This is a genomic window from Spiroplasma endosymbiont of Cleonymus obscurus (assembly GCF_964273375.1).
Classification (GTDB): Bacteria; Bacillota_I; Bacilli_A; order Mycoplasmatales; family VBWQ01; genus Spiroplasma_E.
In genome coordinates this window covers 510,136-534,479 of record NZ_CAXWWA010000002.1, presented here as the reverse complement: position 1 = coordinate 534,479, position 24,344 = coordinate 510,136, and the positions used below count along the sequence as shown (strand labels likewise).

Sequence of the window (24,344 nt, the reverse complement as noted above, 5' to 3'; positions counted from 1 at the left end):
TTTAATTTAATTTAGTATTCTTCTTCAAGTGAAGAATTACCCATACCTATTAACTTCTCAGTTGGCATTAAACCAGTACCGGCCGGTATCAAGTTTCCTAAAATAACATTTTCCTTTAAACCACGTAAATTATCTTGTTTTGACTTAATAACAGCATTAGTTAATACTCTTGTTGTATCTTGGAAAGAAGCAGCAGCCAAGAATGATTCTGATTCTAATGGTGCTTTTTTAATCCCTAAAATAATTGGATGACCAAAAGCAGGTTTTTTACCAGCAACAATAATTTTGGCATTAACATTCTTAAATTCTTTGATATCAACAATCGCTCCAGGCAATAATGGTGAATCATTACCTTCAACTACAAAAATACGATTCAACATTTGTTTTACAATAATTTCAATATACTTATCAGAAATTTCAATTCCTTGTAAACGATAAACACGTTGTACTTCTTTTAAAATATATTGTTGAACTTCAATGATTCCTGCTACTTCTAGTAATTGTGTAATATTAATTGCACCTTCAGTTAGTTTTTGGCCAATCTTAACATTATCACCAATTTTAATTCTTACCTGCGCATTATATTGAGTTTTGTATTCTTTATAGTCAAGTTTTGACTTTACAGTAATTGTATAAATTCCTTGCTCTTCACGAATATCTGTTACTTTACCATCAAATTCACTAATAATAGCAACAGCACCTTTGGGATTAGTAATATCTAATAATTCTTTAATTCTTGGTAATCCTTGGGTAATATCACTACCACCAGCAACTCCTCCAGTATGGAAAGTTCTCATCGTTAGTTGAGTTCCTGGTTCACCAATTGATTGCGCTGCAATAATTCCAACTGCTTCGCCAATAGCAACAATAGAACCTGTTGTTAAATTAATACCATAACATTTTTGACAAACACCATAACTTGCTTCACAAGTTAAAACTGAACGAATATTTATTTTTGTAATTTTTGCCTCTAATATTGTTTCTACTAATTTTTCAGTAATTAATTCATTATTTGCAACAATTACATTATTTTTACTATCAACAACATCACCTTGAACAAAACGTCCAAATAAACGGTCACGTAACGGCACAATAATATTATTACGTTTTTGGTCAACAACGTCACTAATTATAAAGCCATTACCGGTATTACAATCTTCTTCAGTAACAATAATATCTTGTGAAACGTCAACTAGTCTTCTTGTTAAATAACCTGAGTCAGAAGTTTTAAGCGCCATATCTGCCATTCCTTTACGAGCACCATGGGTAGAAATAAAGAACTCTGAAACATTTAATCCTTCACGGAATGAAGATTTAATTGGTAATTCAATAACTTCTCCTTTTGGATTATTCATTAAACCACGCATCCCTACTAATTGAGTAAAGTTACTAATATTAGTTCTAGCACCTGAATCTCACATCATAAAGATTGGATTTTCAATATCTTTTCTTAAAACTGTTTCTAGTTCAACTTGAATATTGTTTTTAATACCACTTCATTTATTAATAATATGGTAATGACGCTCACGATTAGTTAACATACCTTGTTTATAAAACTTGTTAATTGTTTTAACATATTCATCTGCTTCTTTAAATAATCTTGTTTTACCTGAATAAGATACAACATCGCCTGCAGAAATTGTTGTTCCTGAAATTGTTGAAAATTTAAAACCAAGATTTTTCATTTTATCTAACATTTGTGCAGTTAATTGAGTTCCAAAAGTTTTAAAATATTTATGAATAATATCTGCTAAAGATTTTTTCTTAAATGGTTCAACAATAACTCTTTTTTTAATAAATTCACGAAAATCAACATCAGTGGCAACTAAATCTTCATTATGAGTTTCAGTTAAATTAATAATATTTGGGCGATTAATAAATGGCATTCTTTCTGAAAACATTTGATTAAAAATAATCTTACCAATAGTAGTAATTAAAAATTTATTTTGATCGGTAGCAGCAAATTTACTTGCACCTAAACTAGCAACACGAATTCCAATAATAGCATGTAATGAAACCTGTTTTGTATCATAAGCTTTAATTGCTTCATTAACATCTTTAAAAATTGAACCTTGACCTAATTCATCTAATTTTTCAATAGTTAAATAATAATTACCAAGAACCATATCTTGAGTTGGCGTAACAATTGGTTTACCATCTTTAGGACTTAAAATATTTTTTGAACCTAACATTAAACTTCTTGCTTCAGCTACTGCTTCTTGAGTAATTGGCACGTGAACAGCCATTTGGTCACCATCAAAGTCAGCATTAAAAGCAGGAGTTACTAGTGGGTGTAAACGAATAGCTTTCCCTTTAACTAGAATTGGTTCAAATGCTTGAATTCCTAAACGGTGTAAAGTTGGAGCACGGTTTAATAAGACAGGACGATCTTTAATTACTTCTTCTAAAACATCTCAAATTCGTTCATCTTGAATTTCAATTAATTTTTCAGCAATTTTAATATTTAAAGCTAATTCTTGATGAACTAATCTTTGCATAACAAAAGGTTTGAACAAAATAATTGCCATATCACGAGGAATACCACATTGATACATTTTTAATTCCGGACCAACAGCAATAACGCTTCGACCTGAATAATCAACACGCTTACCTAATAAGTTTTGACGGAAACGTCCTTGTTTTCCTTTTAATATTGAAGTTAAAGATTTTAATGGACGTTTATCTCTTCCTGTTACTGGACGTGCTTTACGTTCATTATCAAATAAAGCATCAACTGATTCTTGCAACATTCTTTTTTCATTATTAATAATTAAGATTGGTGCTCCCATTTGTTTTACTTTTTTTAAGCGTTCATTACGAATAATAATTCTTCGATATAAATCATTAATTTCTGATGTTGTAAAACGACCACCATCTAACTGAATAATTGGACGAATATCAGGTGGAATCACCGGAATAGCATGTAATACCATTCATTCTGGTTTATTTCCTGATTTAGCAAATGAATCAATAACATCTAAACGACGTTCTAGTTTTCTACGATCAGTTTGTGATTTCTTGTTTGTCAATTGTTTTTTAATGGCAAGAAATTCTTTTTCTAAATTAATATTTTTTAATAAATACTCAATAGCTGAAGCACCAATTCCAAATTTTGTTCCAGTATGTTTAGTAATAAATTGAGCACATTCATCCATTGAAAATGGACGTGAAGTATCTGCTAAAGTATCAGTTAACATTTGAGCACGAGTATAAGCAAAAGAAGAAGGTTCTAATTGTTCTAAAATTTGTGCAAATACTTTACGTAAACGATTACGAGTATCAGTTGAAGATTTAGCATTACCTAAATCCATAATCATTTTTTGTTTTAAACCTTTAGCAGTCCCTGGATCTAAAACAATATAAGAAACAAAATATGCTACTTCTTCTAAGTCTTTAGCTTTCATATCTAATGCTAACGCAATTCTTGAAGGAGAAGCCTTTAACATTCAAATATGAGTTACTGGTTCTTCTAACTCAATGTGTCCTAAACGTTCACGTCGAACAATTGCTTCAGTAATTTCTACTAAACAACGTTCACAAACTTTACCTTTATTTTTTATTTTCTTATATTTACCACAAGTACATTCATAATTTTTAGTTGGTCCAAATATTCGTGCATCAAATAATCCATCTTTTTCAGGTTTTAATGACTTATAATTAATTGTTTCTGGCTTTGTAATTTCTCCATGTGATCATGAGCGAATTTGATCGGGAGAAGCAAGAGAAATTTTAAGGGCAGTATAATGTTTTGAATTTTTTTGCATTTGCATATATTTATTACTCCTTTTCTAATCCTCAAGATAACTTTCGACTTCTTCATCGTAAGTTACCACTTTTTGTTCTTGACCTTTTTCGTCAATTAACACAATATTTATTCCTAAACCTTGTAGTTCTTTTGTTAAAACATTAAATGATTCAGGGATACCTGGCGTTGGAATTTGTTTATTACGTAGAATCGCTTCATAAGTTTTAATTCTACCTTTAATATCATCAGATTTAATAGTTAGGATTTCTTGTAAAGTATGAGCAGCACCATAAGCTTCTAATGCTCAAACTTCCATTTCTCCAAATCTTTGTCCACCATTTTGTGCCTTACCACCTAATGGTTGTTGAGTAATTAATGAATATGGACCCACATTACGAGCATGTAATTTATCATCTACCATGTGTGATAGTTTTAACATATACATAACACCAACTGAAATTTTCTTGGCAAACTTTTCACCAGTTAAACCATCATATAATGTTAATTTATCAAAGTCATTATATTTTGCTTCTTTCATAATATCTAACAAGTCTTGATTTTTTGCACCATCAAAAACAGGGGTTGCTACTTTAATTCCTAAAGTTTTAGCAGCCATTCCTAAGTGTAATTCAAGAATTTGTCCAATATTCATCCGCGATGGTACTCCTAATGGATTTAACATAATATCAACCGGTGTTCCATCTTCTAGGAAAGGCATATCTTCAATTGGTAAGACTTTAGAAATAACACCTTTATTTCCGTGTCTTCCAGCCATTTTATCTCCTTCTCGGATTTTACGTTTTTGTACAATAAATACTTTAACTACTTCTTCTACTTCTGAAGGTAAGTCAAAACCATCTTCACGTTTATAACGTTTAATACCTTGAACAATTCCAGCACCACCATTAGGTACTCGTAATGAATTATCTTTAACATTACGTGATTTTTCACCAAAAATAGCTGCTAATAATTTTTCTTCAGCAGTTGATTGTGTTTGACCTTTTGGTGTAACTTTACCAACAAGAATATCTCCTTCTTTAACTTCAGTTCCAATTAAAACAATTCCTTCATCATCAAGATAACGTCTTGATTGTTCAGAAGTATTAGGGATTTCACGTGTAATTTCTTCTTTACCTTGTTTTGTTTTTCGACATTCTAAATTATATTCTTCAATATGCATTGAAGTATAAACATCATCTTTTACTAAACGTTCACTAATAATAATAGCATCTTCATAGTTATAACCATGTCAAGTCATGAAAGCAATAATTACATTTTGTCCTAATGCAAGTTCACCATCTTTCATTGAAGGTCCGTCTGCTAAAATTTGATTAACTTCAACTTTATCACCAACTTTTACTAATGGCACATGAGTTACTGCTGTTCCTTGATTACTACGTTCAAAACGACTTAACTCATAAGTTGTTATTTCATCTTCTGATTTAATAATAATTTCATGAGAATCAACATATTGTACAACTCCCGGTAAATTAGCAACAATAGCTAATCCTGAGTCACGAGCAACAGCATACTCAACACCCGTACCAACAATTGGTGTTTGTGGTTTTAATAATGGAATTGCTTGACGTTGCATATTAGCACCCATTAAAGCACGGTTAGCATCATCATTTTCTAAAAAGGGAATACAACTTGTAGCTATTGACACAATTTGTTTTGGTGAAACATCAATATATTCAACTTCGTTTGGTCCAACAATAATATTTTGACCATTACTACGAGCAATAACATTATTATTTTTAATAACATTATTAGTATCTAATTCAATATTAGCTTGTGCAATGATATAATTCTTTTCTTCACCGGCAGTTAAATATTTAATTTCATTAGTAATTTTACCTGCAATTACTTGACGGTAAGGTGTTTCAATAAAACCGTATTCATTAATACGAGCATAAGTGGCTAAATTATTGATTAAACCAATATTAGGTCCTTCAGGAGTTTCAATTGGACAAATTCTTCCATAGTGAGAATAGTGAACATCACGAACTTCTAAACTAGCACGATCACGTGATAATCCACCAGGTCCTAAAGCAGTTAAACGTCTTTTATTAGCCAATTCTGCTAATGGATTAGTTTGATCCATAAATTGTGATAATTGTGATAAGTTAAAAAACTCACCAATAACAGCTGTTAATGGTTTATTATTTGTAATATTTGCTGGTTTCATTTTATCACTATCAGTAGTTGACATTTTTTCTTTAACATTTTTTTCAATACGTCCCATTCCGATACGAAATTGGTTTTGTAGTAATTCACCAATTGTACGAATACGACGATTTGCTAAGTGATCAATATCATCAGCATTACCAATACCATGAACAAAATTTAAAATATAAGAAAGAGTTGCTAAAATATCAGCAATAGTAATAATTACTTCTTTACATTTAGGATTAATTCCAACAACATTAATAACTTCATTTAATCTTTCTTTATCATTATAAACTTTAATTAACTGCACATAATGTTTTGGTTCACTATCACTAATTGATGTTTTTAAAGGTACTAAACATGCTCCTTCTTCTAATACTATTTTTAGAATTTCTAATTGTGATTTACCAATTACTGTTTTTTTGGATAAAACAACTTTACCTCTAATATCTTTAATATCTTCAGCTAGAGTGTAATTTAAAACACGATCTGTAATAGCTAATTTTTGAATTAACTTATATCTTCCTGCTTTTGTTAAATCATATTTTTTTGAATCAAATAATAATCCAGTTAAAAATTTTGCAGCACCATCAACACTGGCAGTTTCTCCAGCTTTAATTTTTTTATAAATTTCTTGTACTGCTGCTGGTCAATTTTGATGTTCATCATATTCATAAGTATTCAATAAAACATCATCTTTACCAATTATATTAATAACATCATCTTTAGTTAATCCTAAGGCAGTAAGTAAAGTGGTTACTGCAATTTTACGTGATTTTTCAATTTTAACTTGAATAATATCTTTAATTGCATTTTTATTACGAACTAATTTATTACGTTTAGAATCAGTTTCAAATTCTAGTCAAGTTCCACGTGATGGAATTAAATCACCTAAAAATTTATATAATCCGGTTTTTGGATCAATTTCAATTTTAAAATATGCACCTGGTGAACGAACTAATTGTGAAACAACAACCTTTTCACTTCCATTAATAATAAAGGTTCCTTTTTGTGTCATTAATGGAAAATCACCTAAAAATACATCTCCTTCACGAGTTAATGTATAATCAACAATTAAAACATCTTCTTCTCTACTTTTAATAGTAACTTCAATAGTTGAAAATTCACTATTAGCATGAACATTTTTTTCTTCAAAATAATATATATTATTGCTAACTTTTGGTTCATTAATGTTTTTAATACCAAATTGGTCTTTAATTCAACGCATTAAATAATCTAAAATATTATCTTTAGCAGCAATAGTTAAATGACGATTATTTTCATGAATTGATAAAGATAATTTTGTATAGATTGGTGCTTCATAAGTTTTTGACTCATCTTTTGCTTCTTTTAATGTTCTTCTTGGTTTACGAAATTCTCAATCAATCAATGATAAAATAATACGATTATCATTATCAGTTACCGGAAATATTTCATTAAATACTTCTTGTATTCCTGTATCAATAAATCATTTATAATTATCACGTTGAATTGAAATTAAATCAGGAAGATCTAAATTTCCTGATACTTTAGTATAGTCACGTCTTTTTGCATAATGACCAAATTGTTTTGTAGTATATGACATTGGTTCATCTCCAATTTTAAAAATTTATTAAAATCAAATAATTTGATTTCAGTTAATTAGTATTAAATTACTAATTAGTTTGATAAAATATTAAGTTTTAAGTTGATAATTTTTAGTTAAATAACAAACAGAAAACCAGTATTAATTAAAACTGGTTTTCATATAAATTTTTAATATTTGAACTACTTAACTTCAACAATAGCACCAACGGCTTTTAACGTTGCTTCGTGTTCTGTTGCTTTTGCTGTATCAATATTTTCTAAAATCTTTTGTGGTCCTGTTGCTACTGCATCAACCATTTTTTTAGCATCCATTAAAGACATTGTACCACCAACAATTGCCTTAACTGCTTTAATAACATCAACTTTTTTGTCTCCTACTTCTTTTAAGATTACAGAAACTGTTGATGGTTTTGTTGCTTCTTCTTTAGCTGCTGCTGGTGCAGAAGCAACTGCTGCAGTTACTCCAAAAGTTGTTTCAATTAATTCAACTAATTCTTTTAATTGAACTGCTGTCATTGTTTTAACATGTTCAATAATTTGTTTATTTGTAATATTTTCCATTATTTTTTCCTCCATATTTTTTTTATTTAATAAGTGTTAATTATGCGTTTTCTTTTTGTTGGGCTACTGCTTTAATTGCTAAAGCCAAATTGCGAACTGGTGCTTGTAAACAAGAAGCTAACATTGAAATTAATTCTAATTTTGATGGTAATGAAGCTATTTTTTGTAACTCACTTTGGTCAATAACTTTCCCTTCAAAAATGCCACCTCTTAATACTAATAATTTATTAATTTTAGCATAATTAGAAACTATTTTAGCTGTTTCTAAGTCGTTTTCAAATCCAAAGATAAAACCATTTGGGCCAACTAAACTACTTTCAAGCGATGAATATTCTTTTTTTAAAGCACGAGCAACTAAATTATTCTTATAAATAGTGAATGTTGAACCTTTAGCTCTTAATTCCTTACGTAAAGAACTAATTTCTTCAACATTCATACCTTGATATTGTACAACAATTGTTGTTTTTGAATCATTAATTTGCTTAGCAATTAAATCAATAGTTTTTTGTTTTTCAACCATTGCTGGGCGCATAAGTACACCTCCTTATTATTCTGAAATAACTAGCAATAAGTAGTAAATAAAACTCGGAGCAAAACCGAGTAAATCACATGCATATATAATGATGGAAATTACCTAAGCAACATAATTAAGACAAAAGTCCGTTGCTGTCTTTGGCTTATTCTAGCTTGTATATTATATGATATATATATATTAAAATCAAGAAAAATTTACAAAAGATTAAATAAATAATTTTTTATTATATATCTTTTAAGTTATAAACACTATTTTTAATAACATAAATGCTAATTTCATCAATATCTTAATTAAGAACCTGTTTAGAATCTTTTTAATAAAACTGAAATAAATGAAAGAACAACCATTTGTAAACTAGTATTTAGTTTTCTTTCACAATTTTTTCATAATCTTCTGTATTTTTCTAATCAAGCAAAGCTTCGTTCTACAATTCATCTTTTTGGTAATACTACAAAAGTATGTAATTCATTGCGTTTTATCACTTCAACATTTGCATTTATGATTGTTTTGATTTCAGAAGCAAATTTTTCACCAGTATAACCAGCATCTACTATTATTTTTTGAACTGCAGAAAGATTTTCTTTTTCATTTTCAATCATTATTATAGCGCTATTACGATCTGTTTTTTCTGCCGTGGTTATGTAAATTGCATGTGGTAAACCTTGAGAATCAACAACAATATGACGTTTTATGCCTGAAATCTTTTTACCAGCATCATAACCTTTATTTTCAGTAGTATCTGTATTTTTAACACTTTGCGAATCAATTATACAAAAACTAGTTTGTTCTTTGCGATTATTGTTGATACGAACTTTTTTAACTAATTTTTTTTAAAATTAATTGCAATACACTAGGTTCTTTACCATTATTTTTACTTCAAATTTGAAAATAATAATATACAGTTTGTCATTTTGGAAAATTTTTTGGTAACATTCTTCATTGACAACCACTTTTTAATACATATAAAATTGCACAAAATATTTCATATAAATCTAAACTTCTTGGTTTTGTTTTCTTTTTACTATTTTCTAAAATTGATTTTATGTTTTCAAATTGTTCTTTGGTGACATGACTTGGATAATTTTTATGCATATATACCTCTTATTTTAAAATATATAATCATTTTACATTATTTTCGAAAAGATTCTAAACAGGTTCTAAGACAATTATATTTATATTTATTTAAAACATTACTATCATTATTTGCTTCATTATTTGATTCATTTAAACTATTTTCACTTCTAGAAGATTTTATTGCTAAACCTCCATGTCTTTTTTTATAGAACCATCGGTTTGAGCAAAAATATTTTCTGGATTATTTTCCATTATTCGCTGAAATGTTGTTGATTTTCTTTTATCATTATCACGCATTTTATACACCTTCTTAGTAAAATAAAACCCATTTACTTACAAACAAAGCAATGGGTTAAAAACTATATTTAGTTTTACACTTATCTTTTACCAAATTTTAGAAATTTTTACAATATTTTTTATTTTCATATTATATAAATAATTTAAATATTATTAAATTTTGAGGTATATAATAATTATTTAAAATAAAAGAGTTACCAATAATGGTAACTCCTATTCACTGTTAGGTGCCAACCGCAATGAATATTTACTTACCCTTAACTAAGTAAGTATTTTTATTATACTACTAAAATAAAGTTTTTTTAGTTTTATATATTTTTGATATTTATAATTAACTACTAATATACATCTGTATTCTTATTGGTATTTAATTATTTATTTTTTTTCTAATTAAAATTGGAATGGCAACCCTTTTTAGGACTATTTTTTGGTAGACATTTTTTCATGATATTTAACTGGAGTTAGGTAGTTTAAAGTGCTGTGGATTCGTATGTTGTTGTATCAATTGATATAATCAAATAATTCTAATTTTAATTGGATTAATGATGTAAAATTTTTATCATTAATAAATTCAGTTTTGAAAGTTTTGAAAGTTGCTTCAGCAACAGCATTATCATAAGGACAACCTTTTTTGCTTAAAGAACGGGTAATATTGAATGCTAATAAAAGTTTATCAATAGTTTTATTATTGAATTCATTACCGCGATCACTATGAAATATTTGAATATCTTTTAAACAGCGATTTGATTGCATAAATGCTTGATATACTAATGATGCATCTTTTTTAGTACCTACAACACTATGTCCAATAATTTCGCGGTTAAATAGGTCGATTAATAAGCAAATATAGTTTCACTTACCATTAACTTGAACATAAGTTAAATCACTAACAATAACTTCATTTTTAAGCCTATTATTAAAGTTTCTATTCACAAGATTGCTTATTTGGCTATCATTGACTTTGTTATGATGATTTTTAAATGATAATTTAGTGTATTTTGATATTAAATTATGCTGATTCATAATTTCTTTAATTTTTTTGCGTGATAAATAAATTTCTTTATTTTCTAGACTGACTTTTAATCTTCTTGTTCCATAAACTTCTTTATTTTGTTTAAAAGCACTAATAACAGCTTCATCATACATATTATTTTTGATTTTATCTTCTTTTTTCTTTAAATTAAAATAATATGTTGATTTAGAAAGTTTTAAAAAACGACAAATTGGACGAATTTTATATTTAGATTTATTATTTGTAATAATCTCTACTTTCTGCCTATTATTAGTGCTGCTTGCTTTAAAATATCATTCTCCATTCTTAATTGTTTTAATTCTTTATTTGCTTGAATTAATTGTTTTTCTAAATCCGAAAGATTATCTTTAGTTTTAAAACTGCCTGAATTTGTAAATTGCTTAATTCATTTATAAGTAGCTGCTCTTGTAACGTTGTATTCTTTAGCAAGGCAAGATACTGATTTGCCATTTTGATATAAAGATACTATTTGTTTTTTAAATTCATCATTATATGAGTTAATATTGGCCATAATTATATTTCCTTTCTTTTAACTAATTTGTTCACTTGTCTACGTAATTAGTGTCCAATAAAGTGTAACCCATCCAATATTATTTAAAACAACATTCTGATTACATAAAATTTTCTTAAATAATTGATAAAAAAGTATATTTTTTAATTTTTAACCTTAATAATAATAATAATGAAAAACTTTTAAAAGTTTTTCATAACTAAAAAGTTTTTCATTATTATTATTAACTTCAGTTTTAACTTTTTCAAAAAATAATTTTTTTGATTTATGTTTTTTTGAAAAATAACAATTTAGTTTATTTTTAGATTTTTTTGGACAATCTTCTATATTTTCTTCAAACAAATTTATTTCTTTGAAAAGATCAAAGTTTTTTTTCAATTTTTCAGTTTTAACTTTATCTTGACATTTATCAAGTAATTTTTTAAACTTTAAAGGATTTGAAACTACATTTGAAAAACTTTCAACGATTGCATAGTTATTTATTACATTTTCATAAATTCTTGGAGTAGAATTTTGTTCATTAATTAAAGTTTTGTAATCATTATCATTAAAATCACAATTTTTTTTTGCTTTTTTAATAAAATCATCAGTTAAAAGTATTAATAAACCATTTTTTCCCCTTCGATGAAGACTACCATATATTGATAATGAAGATGCAATTTCTCAATCAATATGTTTTCTACATTTTGTATGTTTTCCTAAAATAACTACAGTAGTATCTGAATCTTTTAAATACTCTTCTCTAAGAACCTGTTTAAAATCTTTTCAATAAAATTGAAATAAAGGCAAGAACAACCATTTGTAAGCTAGTATTTAATTTTTTTTCACAATTTTTTCATAATCTTCTGCATTTTTCTAATCAAGCAAAGCTTCGTTCTACAACTCATCTTTTTGGTAATACTACAAAAGAATGTAATTCATTACGTTTTATAACTTCAACATTTGCATTTATAATTGTTTTAATTTTAGAAGCAAATTTTTCACCAGTATAACCAGCATCTACTAGTATTTTTTGAACTGCAGAAAGATTCTCTTTTTCATTTTCAATCATTATTATAGCACTGTTACGATCTGTTTTTTCTGCTGTGGTTATGTAAATTGCATGTGGTAAACCTTGAGAATCAACAGCAATATGACGCTTTATTCCTGAAATCTTTTTACCAGCATCATAACCTTTGTTTTTAGTAGTATCTGTATTTTTAACACTTTGTGAATCAATTATACAAAAACTAGTTTGTTCTTTTCTACCATTATTGATACGAAATGCCATGACTAATTTTTTTTAAAACTAATTGTAATACACTAGGTTCTTTACCATTATTTTTACTTCAAACTTGAAAATAATAATATACAATTTGTCATTTTGGAAAATCTTTTGGTAACATTCTTCATTGACAACCACTTTTTAATACATATAAAACTGCACAAAATACTTCATATAAATCTAAGCTTCTTGGTTTAGTTCTCTTTTTAGTATTTTCTAAAATTGATTTTATATTTTCAAATTGCTCTTTGCTAACATTACTAGGATAATTTTTACGCATATATACCTCTTATCTTAAAATATATAATCATTTTACCCTATTTCTCTAAAAGATTTTAAACAGGTTCTAATAGTTTTAAATATCTTTTTAGGAGGCAATTGCGGATCAATATCACCTAGTTTTACAGATACGTCTTTCACTTCAAAATATTCTCCATAACATTGCGAAATTAATTCTGATAATTCATCCTTTGCTTTTTGTTCTCTTAAATGATGATATGAAATAAAAATTTTTAACATTATTCATTAACCTCTTTTTTAAAATTTTAAAAATATTTTTTATAAACTTTAATAAGTTTATACTTTATTATAAAATAATACTCACTAAAAGTAATATTTTTAACTTTTAAGTTTTATAAAATCTTATTATTAAAATAAAGTAAATATTATACAAATTTCAAGTAATTACTAGTATAATGATTTAAGAATAAAAAAGAATAATTAGTACAAATAAAACTTGTTATTTTAAAGGAGAATAATATACATGAATAAAAACTATAAAGATACATTATTAATGCCTCAAACTAACTTTGAAATGCGTGCTAATTTAACTATAAAAGAACCACAACTACAAAAATATTGACAAGACCAAAAAATATATCAACAACTAATTAACAAAAATAAAAAATCTACGAAAACTTTTATTCTTCATGATGGACCTCCATATGCTAATGGTGATCTACATTTAGGACATGCATTAAATAAAATTTTAAAAGATATTATTGTTCGCTATTATAATAGTAGCAATTATTATGCACCCTATATTGCAGGTTGAGATACGCATGGTTTACCTATTGAAACAGCAGTTACTAACTCGGGAATTAATCGTAAAACAATAGCAGTATCAGATTTTAGAAAACAATGTCAAAAATATGCAGAACTGCAAGTTGCTAATCAAATTAATCAATTTAAAACATTAGGATTATTAACAGATTTTGAAGATCATTATGTTACTTATGATAAAAAATATGAATCTGAACAAATTAAAGTTTTTGCTAAAATGGTAGAAAAAAAACTAGTATATCGTAATTTATATCCTGTATATTGATCACCATCAAGCGAAAGTGCCTTAGCTGAAGCTGAAGTTGAATATTTAACAAAAACTAGTGCTGCTATTTATGTTGCCTTTTTACTAAATGATGAAAAAAAAATATTTAACTTACCTACCTCACTAATAATTTGAACAACAACACCATGAACCATTCCTAGCAATCAAATGTTAGCAGTAAATGAAGAATTTACATATAGTATTATTAAAACTAATGAACAACAATATATTATTGCACAACCATTGATTGATTCTTTTACTAAAGCAAACAACATCACCGATTTTATAATTGTTAAAACAATTTCTGGTAAAAATTTAATTGGATTAACAGCATTACATCCATTATATCAAAGAAAAACTCCAATCGTTCATGGTTCTCATGTTACTATAAATGATGGAACTGGAATTGTTCACACTGCTCCAGCGTTTGGTGAAGAAGATTTTGATTTAGGATTAAAACATAATATCAAAATTTTTTGTCCAATTAATGATCAAGGTCAATTTACAGCAGAAATCAATGATGAACAATTAGTCAATAAATTTTATGATGATACTAATAAAATTATTGTTGAGCGCTTAAAAAATAATGGTACATTAATTGGTATGAAATGATTTAAACATCAATATCCACATGATTGACGAACTAAAAAACCCGTTATTTATCGTGCCACTTTACAATGATTTATCGCTATTGAAAAAATCAAACCATTACTTACTAAAAATATTAATAAAGTAAATTTTGTTCCTGAATGAGCAAAAAAAAGAATGTTATTAATGACAAATAATCGCTATGATTGATGCATTTCTCGTCAACGTGCTTGAGGATTACCAATTCCAATTTTTTACACCGAAAAAAAAGAACCAATCATGGATATAAACCTTATTAATCATGTTGCTGATTTATTTGCTAAACATGGTTCAAATATTTGATTCGAAAAAGAAGCAAAAGATTTATTACCACCTAAATATCAACATAAAGATAGTCCAAATGGTATTTTTTATAAAGAACAAGACATCATGGATGTTTGATATGATAGTGGCGTTTCCCACTTAGCAGTTATTAAAAATAATAATTTACCTTGACCAGCAGATTTATATTTGGAGGGTAATGATCAATTTCGTGGTTGATTTAATTCAAGTTTAACAACAGGAACTATTACTAATAATAGTAGTCCCTATAAAAACTTGCTGGCACATGGTTTTGTAACTGACGCTAAAGGCAATAAAATGTCAAAATCAATTGGTAATGTTATTAGTGTTAAATCAATTTGTGATACTAATGGTGCTGATATTTTACGATTATGAGTAGCCAGTGTTGATTTTACTGATGATACAAGAATTGGTACTGAAATTTTAAAACAAGTTAGTGAAAACTATCGTAAAATCAGAAATATTTTTCGTTTCTTACTAGGTAATTTATTTGATTTAGATATCAAAACTATTGAAAATAAAACAGAAGAAGAAATTATTAATAGTTTATCAGAAGTTGATCAATATATTTTAAATAAATTAAACGGATTAGTGACTAAAATTAATGAAAATTATCAAACTTATCAATTTAATACTATCTATCATTTAATTTTAAATTTTGTTACTAATGATTTGTCTGCTTTTTATTGTGATTTTACTAAAGATATTTTATATGTTAATAGCAAAAATGATATTAGAAGAAAACAAGTACAAATGACAATGTTTTTAATAGTAAAAACTTTAATTGGTTTATTAGCCCCTATTTTACCACACACTACTGAAGAAGCATTCCAAAGTTTAACTAAAAAAGATTTAAACACAAGCAGTGATTCTATTCATTTAAAAAAATTTCCACAACCATGAAATTTAAACAAACCAACAAAACTAATGGAAAAATGAGAATATTTTATTAACTTTAAAAATGAAGTTAATAAAGTTATTGAACAAGCTAAAAAAGACAAAATTGTTAAAACAGCCTTAGAAACAATAGTGACTATTATTTTTAAAGATAATCATAATATCTTATCAACAATTGATGAAAAAGAATTAGCACAATTATTAATTGTTAGTGAAGTTAATATTAATTATAATAATAGCAACGTTAATGACTGAACTATTAATGTTAAAACAAAAGAGGGTACTAAATGTCCTCGCTGTTGATTAATTGTTAATGAAACAAAAGAAGATGTTTGTAATCGTTGTTTTGAAGTGTTATCATTAATAATGTAAATAACTAATATTAGTTTAGAAAGAAGTAATTATGGAATTTTCTTGATTAGCAATTAAAAATCATTTAAAAACACGTGATTGAAAATGATTAACTAAAATAATTTGTTTTTGTGCAATTATTATTCTAATTGTCACTGATCAAATGATAAAATTAGCAGTACAAAATGGAATAAAAGTTGGTGAAGAATATAAATTCATACCCGGATTTATTAATTTAAAATTTATTATTAATTATGGTTCTGCTTTTAGTTTTTTTCAAAATCAAAAAATCTTTCTAATAACTTTTGCTTTTCTAGTAGCAATTGCTAGTAGCACCTGACTATTATTTACTAAATCTATTAACAGAGCACTAGGTCTCAGTTTTGTTATTGCAGGAACAATCGGTAATTTAACCGATAGATTTTTACATAATGGTGGTGTTATTGACTTTTTATTATGACAACTATTCCCACCATATACTATTTTTAATACTGCGGATATATTTATTACCATTGGTATCACAATTATTATTCTACAAATAATTATTGGAACCATAATTAATGCCTATCAAGAAAAGTTTGGAGAACACAATAATGAAGTCAACAACGGAACATTCACAACAATCATCAATGATAGAAAATCAAAAGATGATAAAACTAACATATCATGAAAACAAAAATATCCGCATCGACAAATATTTAGCAATGGTATTAACAGAACATCATTATTCACGAAATTTTATCCAAAATTTAATCACTAATGGGCAAGTAATAGTTAATAATAAAACTATTTCATCAGCTAACTTATTATTAAAAAATAATGATGAAATAAATATTATTATTAAAAATGAAAAAGAGAACACTTTAAAAGCAACTGCAATTGATTTTGAAATAATTTATGAGGATAATGAAATTCTTGTTATTAACAAACCTAATAATTTGGTTGTCCACCCAGGAGCAGGTAATTGAGATAATACTTTAGTTAACGGATTATTATTCCAATCTAAAATTGAAAATATTGATGAAAATAATTTACGTCCAGGCATTGTTCATCGTATTGACAAACAAACGACAGGGTTATTATTAGTAGCTAAAAATAAAATTAGTCATCATATTTTAGCAGAACAATTACAAAAACATGAAATTAAACGAATTTATATTGCATTAGTTCATGGTACAATTAAAGGTAGATCAGGAACCATTAAAGCGCCTATTGCTAGAAGCAATAATAATCGTCTAAAAATGATGGTCAATGAACAAAATAGTAAGAAAGCAACTACTCATTTTACAGTTATTGAGCGATTTAAAGACTATACTTTAGTTCAATGTCAATTAGAAACTGGTCGAACACACCAAATTCGTGTTCATTTTGAGTGAATTGAACATCCAATTGTAAATGACCCTTTATACAGCAAGTTTAAATTGGAAAATGCTAATATTGGACAATACTTACATGCTAAAGTCATTACTTTTACTCATCCCACAACTAAAAAAGTTATGACTTTTGAATGTAATTTACCTGATTTTTTTGAAAATAAATTACAATTATTACGAAAGGAAAGTGTTAAATAATGGATGATAATATTCTAGATATTTTAGGTTTACAATTAGTTGATTATTTTATTAGTCATCAAGATTATCGACCATTTAATGTTCCTAAAGAATTAAAACTACATGTTAAAGGTGAAGTATATCTAACTAATAAAGATAGTAATACTTATCATATCATTAAAATTATTAAAGAAAATAATTTTAATCCTCACCATTTAAAAAATAAAGATGAAGTTTATGAAATTTTACATAAACAATTAGCAGATGAAGGTGTTAAAGATATTCGTTATTTAATGGTTATTTTAAATGATGATAACCAAAACGAAAATCGAATGTCACCAGCGGTTGATGTTATTATTGCTACTAGTGACAAAATTGTTCAAGAATTATCTAAATTTTATCCTAGTATTACTAAATTTATTAAGGTAGACTTACCCCAACTTGAAACTGAAACCGAAAATAATGAAGAGACTAATGAAGATAATAGTACTGGAACTTTAAGTGATAATTGAAAAAAAGTTAATTTTCAAAACCGTCGTTACTTAAGCGAAACATTAAAAAAATGTACTAATTCTAATTTGGCAGTTACCTGATTTCTTTTTATAATTCCTATTATTACACTTGTTGTTTTTCTAGTAATTATAAACCTTAGTCAAGATGATTGATTAGCATTAGATTATAAACAACAACATTTGCTTTTTGGTGCCAATTATCATAACTTAATATTTGGTGCTTATCAATATTGAAGGTGATTAATTTATCCATTTGCTGGTAATGATATAAATCCTTCAGCTCCTATTAATTTAATATTTTCACTTTGAATGTTTTATCGTGTTGGTAGATTTGTTGAAGGATTTTATGGATGATGAAAAGCAATTTTCATTTGAATTGGTGCAATGATTCTAACCGGTATTTTACAAAGTGTTGTTGATAATATTAATATCATGTCAGGATTTTGAGTTTTTCCTGTAATTTCATTAGGAGCAATGTTACCTTTCATTTGAAATTATAAATTATTTAAAACTCCAATTATGAGTCGTTTCTTTACAACTATTTTATTAATGTTAATATTTTGATTTATAACTGATCAACAAGTAGTGACATTATTATATTGAATGATTGCTTTTGTCACAGGATGATTATTTGCTTCTTTAATCGGATATCATAATCGTAAAATAACTGTGTATTATGCTTTTAGTCCAATTGCTATTGGTTCATTAGTATTATTTGCTGGTTTACTTTGAGGTTTAAATAATTATTATCCTGTTGATGATAATAATTATACTTTAGAAGTATTAAAACAATATCAAAAACTTGGTCTAATTAGTCAAAGTACTATTAATAGTATTATGCTTAATTACTTTCACATACAAGTATAAAAAAAAGTAGGATTTTTCCTACTTTTTTTTATAAATAAAATTCTATATTTTTTTTAATGCATCAAATAAATACTTTTCTTCCTCTTTTGTAAGAAGATTAGTATTAATAACTATCTGTCTACTATTAATATCAATAATTTTAAAATCTATAGCAATATATGAATAATTATTAAAATTAATTTTTAATCTTTCCGATCATTCAATTATCATAAAATTATTCATCATTATTTCATAATATTCTTCTAAATGAGGATTAATTAAACGATAAGCATCCATATGAATTAAATTTCATTCATATTTAGTTTGATACTTATTTCAAATAATAAAAGTTGGTGAATTAATAATATTTTTAACTCCAAGTAAATTACCAATTAATTTAGTAATTTGCGTTTTACCACTACCAAGCGGACCATTTAATAATAAAATTAAATTTGGTTTAGCAATTTTAGCAATTATTTTGGCAAGAGTATTAGTGTCATCTAAATTTTTTAATATATATACATTTTTTTTCATAATAACCTTCTTTGATAATTATTTTATACTTTACAAACTATTATACAAAATAATAACTTATTTTCTAAATTATTATTTTTCTTATTTAAAAGTTATTACTGCTCATATGTTTCTTTTTTAACTACTACTTTTTCTTTACTTCTTACAAAAAATCATTGATAAAAACCAAAACCAGAATTACCAAGAGCAACAATTCACATTAATAAAAGATTTACATCCAAACGATTATGAGCAACTCCCGAATACATAGCTATTTGAAAAATATTAACAATTATTCAAAAAATTCGAGGCTTTTTAATAATCTGTGTATCTTTGTTTTGCAAAGTACTAGTTCAGATTAATTCTGTCTTCAAATTTTATCATAAAATGAGCAATTGCTGTATTTCAATTTTGAATGGGCATTGTTCATTTTTTTGTTATATTTTCAATTGCTAAGTAAAATATTTTGAAAACTGCCATATCATTTGGAAAAACTTTTTTATTTCTGATGACTTTTCGTAATTGACTATTAACAGATTCAATAGAATTTGTAGTATAAATCACTCTTTTGATTTCTGGAGGATAACTAATAAAAATCATTAAATTATCTCAATTTTTATATCAAGATTTAGCAATTTGAGGATAGTGTTTATTTCATTTACTTTCAAATGATTCTAAAGCTTGCATTGCTTGTTCTTCACTACATGCATTATAAATTGGCTTTAAATCTGTAACTAGTGATTTTCGATGTTTGTATGAAACATATTTTAAACTATTTCTGATTTGATGAACTATACATAATTGATGTTCAGTTTTAGGATAAACTGATTGTATTGCTTCTGACATGCCTGTTAAGTTGTCACTACAAGCAATAAGAATATCATTTAAGCCACGATTTTTCATTTCTGTGAAATTTGCTAATCAAAATTTAGCGCCTTCATTTTCACTAATTCATAAACCTAAAACATCTTTTTTACCTTCTAAATCAACACCTAAAGCTATATAAACTGATTTGTTAATAATGCGTTTATCTTGTCGTACTTTAACTACTCTATACAATCAAAATAAACAATGGGATAAATGCCTTCTAATGGTCTATTTTGTCATGCTTTGACATCATCAATCACATCATCAGTAATATTTGTGACTAATAACACTTTCACTAATATCAGCACCATGATATAACTCTTGTAACTGCATTTTAATATCTGATAATGTCATACCTTTTGCATATAAGGAAAGAACTTGTTGATCAAAACCATCAAATCTTCTCTGTCTTTTTGGCACTATTACAGGAGTAAAATTACTATTACGATCTCGTGGTACATCAATCTCAATTTTACCTTGTTGAGTTATTATTTTTTTTGAACTTATACCATTACGAGCATTGTCACTATTACTATGTTGATTTTTTTCATATCCTAAATAATTTTGCATCTCAGAATTCAACATTTTTTCAACTAAACGTTTTGTTAATTCTTTATATAAACCCCCTTCTTTAAAAACTGTTGTTAAATCTTCAGTATTTTCTAATAATAAATCTACTGCTTTTGATATTGGATCATTATTATTAAAGTTATCTTTTTTAGCCATCTGTAACTCACTCTTTCTAGTCATTTAATTATATTTACTAGAATTAATTAAACATAGTTATTTTTGTAAGTTACACAGATTACTAAACATTACCAAAAATTTCATTGTTCACGAAAACGTAATAACATTAGTATTTGCGCAACAATACTTAAAGAATTAGTTAATGAATCTAGAATATGTGGTAAAACTTGTTGAAAAGTATTACCATCAAAATCATATTTCCCTAAAATTACACGTGAAAATTCAGGAATTTCAAAATAAAAAAATACTGATAAAACAATTGCAAAGTAAATAGTAACAATACTTGTTTTTAAATTTAAACGTTTAGAAATTATTTCTTGTTGTGAATCTAAATGAAATTTCCATAAACTATAGCCAATAAATTGAAAAGGCAAAAAGAAAAATAAATTCAACTGCATATCACCAACATAATCTCAAACTAAAGCAATACAACCATAAATAGTAACAGAAAAAAAGCCTCAAAAAAAATTAGAAATTTTACCAAATGAAATTAAAATTATACAAATAACATTAGTAAAAGCAGCAATACCATTTAAGAATAATAATACTTGCTGTCAAGGATGATAAACTTGACGATTTACAATAGTTCAAACCGAAGGATATAAATTAGGATTAATAAAATGATTCAAATCAAAAAATGTATTTCATAACATAAAAATCCCTTAACAAATAATAGCTACTTTAGCAGAAAATGGAATTTTATTAAGATCTTTGGGTATTGATAATAAAAATTCTTTTATATTTTTCTTTCTTTTTATAAATCTAAATTTTATATCTTTAAACATATTTTCTTCCTTTTAAATTTATTTATTTATTTATGTTCACTATTGTATTATTCAATCGTAATTTTCCATAAATTGCCAATGTAAGTGCATCATTAACTTTATCTAGTTCACTCTCATTAATAAAAATACCATTAATACCATTTTCACCAATACTACCATCACCTTTACCAAAATAACTTAACTTTAAATCTAAATTCAAACTAGATAAATCAACAGCATAAAAATGTCATATTTTTATTGAAGTTTTATTAGCATAGTAACTACCAAGTCTATAAATACAATCAAGTTTTAAGCTTCTAATATTAATTCCTGTCTCTTCTAAAATTTCATTCTTAACAGTTTCTAGTGATGATTTACCTAATTTACAACCACCTGTTAGAGTACTAAAAAATGATATCTTTTTATTTTCAAATAAAGGATTCTTTTCTTTCATTAATAAAAATCAATATTGATTGTATTTATATACAAAAGGTAAAACTGCAACTCCTTCATTATTACATCATGGTTCACTAACACCTGTCATAAAGCCATTAGTAATTAACTTTAAAAATTTGCCCATAATAAACCCCCTTTACTATAAGTAATATTATAACATTAACTTAAAATTCAATTTGAAATTTTATACTAACTAAAAATAAAATTTATCCCAAATATTAATGAAAAAAATCATAAATAATTCCCTACTAAGATAATAGTTAATATATAATTTATTTATTATATAAAAATAAATAGGAGGAACAATAATGATTTACACAATTAATAATTTATTTATTAATAGTAACGATAAAACTAAAAAAATACCAACACAAGTAACTGTTAACGGTTGGGTTCGTTCTAATCGAAATAGTAAAAAAGTTGGGTTTTTAGATTTAAACGATGGTTCTTCAATTAATAACTTACAAGTAGTATATGATCCAAATTTAGAAAATACTAACAATTTAACTAATGTTACTACTGGTAGTGCTGTTACTATTACTGGTAATTTAATTTTAACACCAAATGCGAAACAACCATTTGAACTAAAAGTAATTACTGCTACTGTCTACAACATATGCGCTAATGATTATCCAATCCAAAAAAAAGAACATACAAATGAATTTCTTCGTGAACATGCACACTTACGTGTTCGTACTAATACTTTCTTGTCATTATTTAGAATTCGTGATCAAGTATCATGATCTATTTATAATTTTTTTCATAATAATCAATTTATTTACCTACATAGTCCTCTTATTACAGCTAATGATGCTGAAGGTGCTGGTGAAAATTTTATTGTTACTACTATAACTAATGATAAATATGAAAAGGATTTTTTTGGGAAAAAAGCCTCATTAACTGTTAGTGGTCAGTTAAATGCTGAAGCCTACGCTCAATCTTTACAAAAAGTTTATACATTTGGACCAACATTTCGTGCTGAAAAATCTAATACTACACGTCACGCAGCAGAATTTTGAATGGTAGAACCAGAATTTACCTTTAGTAATCTACAAGATAATATTATACTAGCCCAAAAACTAATAAAAACTGTTATTAGAGATGTTCTAAATAATTGTAATTCTGAATTAAAATTTTTAGAACAAAAACAAGAAACTAAAAATGAACAATCACTAATTGAAAAATTAGAAAAAATTGCCGATTTTAAATCTGATTTTAAAGTTATTACTTATACAGAAGTCATTGAATTACTTTTAAATGCGCAAAAAAAAGGAAAAAAATTTGAATTTAATGAAATTAAATGAGGAATTGATTTACAATCAGAACATGAAAGATATTTATGTGAAGAAATAACTAAACAACCAACTTTTGTTATTAACTATCCACAAACCATCAAAGCTTTTTACATGAAACTTAATCCAATTGATAGTAATTATCCACAACAAAAAACAGTGGCAGCTATGGATTTATTAGTGCCAGGGATTGGTGAATTAATTGGTGGTTCTGTTCGTGAAGATAATTATGAACAATTACTAAAAAATAAAACCCAATTCAAAATTGAGGGTAATGATCTACAATGATATTTTGATTTAAGAAAATATGGATATGCACCAAGTGCTGGTTTTGGTTTAGGTCTAGAAAGATTTTTAATGTTTATTACTGGTATTAATAATATTAGAGATGTTATTCCTTTTCCTCGTACACCAAATAACTTATTATTCTAAAATAATAATATTTTAATAATATCTTTTTAAATTAAACTTATAATGTTATTTAAAACTCCTATTACTACATTAAAATCCAACATA

The 24,344-nt window shown here is 26.2% G+C and carries 19 protein-coding genes and 1 pseudogene; 5 read left to right on the top strand and 15 right to left on the bottom strand.

The genetic code is table 4. From position 1 onward, the window contains the following. Positions 1-11: 11 nt before the first annotated feature. From rpoC to ACI2WJ_RS03595, 9 genes are all read right to left on the bottom strand, one after another. Entirely contained in the window at positions 12-3,764 is a 3,753-nt protein-coding gene (gene rpoC / locus ACI2WJ_RS03635; protein WP_400255241.1) for a DNA-directed RNA polymerase subunit beta', read from the bottom strand. 24 nt (positions 3,765-3,788) lie between these two features. Next, positions 3,789-7,499 carry a DNA-directed RNA polymerase subunit beta gene (rpoB, locus tag ACI2WJ_RS03630; protein ID WP_400254858.1) on the bottom strand — a complete coding sequence of 1,237 codons (3,711 nt, stop codon included), beginning with the start codon at positions 7,497-7,499 and terminating at the stop codon, positions 3,789-3,791. A 182-nt stretch (positions 7,500-7,681) separates the two neighbouring features. Continuing rightward, positions 7,682-8,062: a 50S ribosomal protein L7/L12 gene (gene rplL / locus ACI2WJ_RS03625; RefSeq protein WP_252320298.1), complete on the bottom strand. Its 381-nt coding sequence runs from the start codon at positions 8,060-8,062 to the stop codon at positions 7,682-7,684. A gap of 40 nt (positions 8,063-8,102) precedes the next feature. Next, positions 8,103-8,594: a 50S ribosomal protein L10 gene (rplJ, locus tag ACI2WJ_RS03620; RefSeq protein ID WP_400254857.1), complete on the bottom strand. Its 492-nt coding sequence runs from the start codon at positions 8,592-8,594 to the stop codon at positions 8,103-8,105. Between the two features lie 305 nt (positions 8,595-8,899). Beyond that, positions 8,900-9,689 (bottom strand): IS5 family transposase gene (locus ACI2WJ_RS03615; RefSeq protein WP_400254448.1). Its coding sequence is split into 2 segments (ribosomal slippage): positions 8,900-9,427 and positions 9,429-9,689, totalling 789 coding nucleotides; the frame shifts between segments, so codons are not numbered across the junction. Positions 9,690-10,388: 699 nt separating this feature from the next. Further along, positions 10,389-11,512 (bottom strand): IS3 family transposase gene (locus ACI2WJ_RS03610; RefSeq protein WP_400254856.1). Its coding sequence is split into 2 segments (ribosomal slippage): positions 10,389-11,269 and positions 11,269-11,512, totalling 1,125 coding nucleotides; the frame shifts between segments, so codons are not numbered across the junction. 156 nt (positions 11,513-11,668) lie between these two features. Then, positions 11,669-12,307 carry a TIR domain-containing protein gene (locus ACI2WJ_RS03605; RefSeq protein ID WP_400254855.1) on the bottom strand — a complete coding sequence of 213 codons (639 nt, stop codon included), beginning with the start codon at positions 12,305-12,307 and terminating at the stop codon, positions 11,669-11,671. Then, positions 12,267-13,056 (bottom strand): IS5 family transposase gene (locus ACI2WJ_RS03600; RefSeq protein ID WP_400254556.1). Its coding sequence is split into 2 segments (ribosomal slippage): positions 12,267-12,794 and positions 12,796-13,056, totalling 789 coding nucleotides; the frame shifts between segments, so codons are not numbered across the junction. Before ACI2WJ_RS03600 ends, ACI2WJ_RS03605 begins: the two co-directional genes overlap by 41 nt. 32 nt (positions 13,057-13,088) lie before the next feature. After that, positions 13,089-13,295 (bottom strand): hypothetical protein, encoded by a 207-nt coding sequence (locus tag ACI2WJ_RS03595; RefSeq protein ID WP_400254854.1) that lies wholly within the window; start codon positions 13,293-13,295, stop codon positions 13,089-13,091. Between the two features lie 244 nt (positions 13,296-13,539). On the opposite strand from ACI2WJ_RS03595, the gene ileS reads away from it, so the two are divergent. From ileS to ACI2WJ_RS03575, 4 genes are read left to right on the top strand one after another with little or no spacing between them, the layout of a single operon-like run. After that, a complete protein-coding gene (gene ileS, locus ACI2WJ_RS03590; RefSeq protein ID WP_400254853.1) occupies positions 13,540-16,302 on the top strand; it encodes an isoleucine--tRNA ligase in 2,763 nt (920 codons plus the stop codon). 31 nt (positions 16,303-16,333) lie between these two features. Next, positions 16,334-17,041, top strand: coding sequence for a signal peptidase II (lspA, locus tag ACI2WJ_RS03585; RefSeq protein WP_338959421.1), 708 nt, complete (start codon positions 16,334-16,336; stop codon positions 17,039-17,041). Further along, a complete protein-coding gene (locus ACI2WJ_RS03580; RefSeq protein ID WP_338959797.1) occupies positions 16,929-17,852 on the top strand; it encodes an RluA family pseudouridine synthase in 924 nt (307 codons plus the stop codon). The genes lspA and ACI2WJ_RS03580 overlap by 113 nt, the downstream gene beginning before the upstream one ends. After that, on the top strand, positions 17,852-19,210 hold the full coding sequence (locus tag ACI2WJ_RS03575) for a hypothetical protein (protein WP_400254852.1): 1,359 nt from the start codon (positions 17,852-17,854) through the stop codon (positions 19,208-19,210). Before ACI2WJ_RS03580 ends, ACI2WJ_RS03575 begins: the two co-directional genes overlap by 1 nt. A gap of 42 nt (positions 19,211-19,252) precedes the next feature. On the opposite strand, the gene tsaE is transcribed toward ACI2WJ_RS03575, so the two are convergent. The 6 genes and pseudogenes from tsaE to ACI2WJ_RS03545 form a co-directional block, all read right to left on the bottom strand. After that, the gene (tsaE, locus tag ACI2WJ_RS03570) at positions 19,253-19,723 is read right to left on the bottom strand and encodes a tRNA (adenosine(37)-N6)-threonylcarbamoyltransferase complex ATPase subunit type 1 TsaE (RefSeq protein ID WP_286642683.1); all 471 of its coding nucleotides are present in this window, start codon (positions 19,721-19,723) and stop codon (positions 19,253-19,255) included. Between the two features lie 95 nt (positions 19,724-19,818). Continuing rightward, positions 19,819-20,076: a hypothetical protein gene (locus ACI2WJ_RS03565; protein ID WP_400254851.1), complete on the bottom strand. Its 258-nt coding sequence runs from the start codon at positions 20,074-20,076 to the stop codon at positions 19,819-19,821. After that, positions 20,051-21,295: pseudogene (locus ACI2WJ_RS03560) on the bottom strand (IS256 family transposase). Before ACI2WJ_RS03560 ends, ACI2WJ_RS03565 begins: the two are co-directional and overlap by 26 nt. 89 nt (positions 21,296-21,384) lie before the next feature. Next, on the bottom strand, positions 21,385-21,969 hold the full coding sequence (gene pnuC, locus ACI2WJ_RS03555; RefSeq protein WP_400254850.1) for a nicotinamide riboside transporter PnuC: 585 nt from the start codon (positions 21,967-21,969) through the stop codon (positions 21,385-21,387). A 9-nt stretch (positions 21,970-21,978) separates the two neighbouring features. Beyond that, complete coding sequence (locus ACI2WJ_RS03550; protein ID WP_400254849.1) at positions 21,979-22,101, bottom strand: hypothetical protein; 123 nt, start codon at positions 22,099-22,101, stop codon at positions 21,979-21,981. A 22-nt stretch (positions 22,102-22,123) separates the two neighbouring features. Next, a complete protein-coding gene (locus ACI2WJ_RS03545; RefSeq protein ID WP_286642680.1) occupies positions 22,124-22,660 on the bottom strand; it encodes an NUDIX hydrolase in 537 nt (178 codons plus the stop codon). A gap of 181 nt (positions 22,661-22,841) precedes the next feature. Here ACI2WJ_RS03545 and asnS point away from each other — a divergent pair, with 181 nt between their 5' ends. Further along, the gene (asnS, locus tag ACI2WJ_RS03540; RefSeq protein WP_400255240.1) at positions 22,842-24,260 is read left to right on the top strand and encodes an asparagine--tRNA ligase; all 1,419 of its coding nucleotides are present in this window, start codon (positions 22,842-22,844) and stop codon (positions 24,258-24,260) included. Positions 24,261-24,344: the final 84 nt, after the last annotated feature.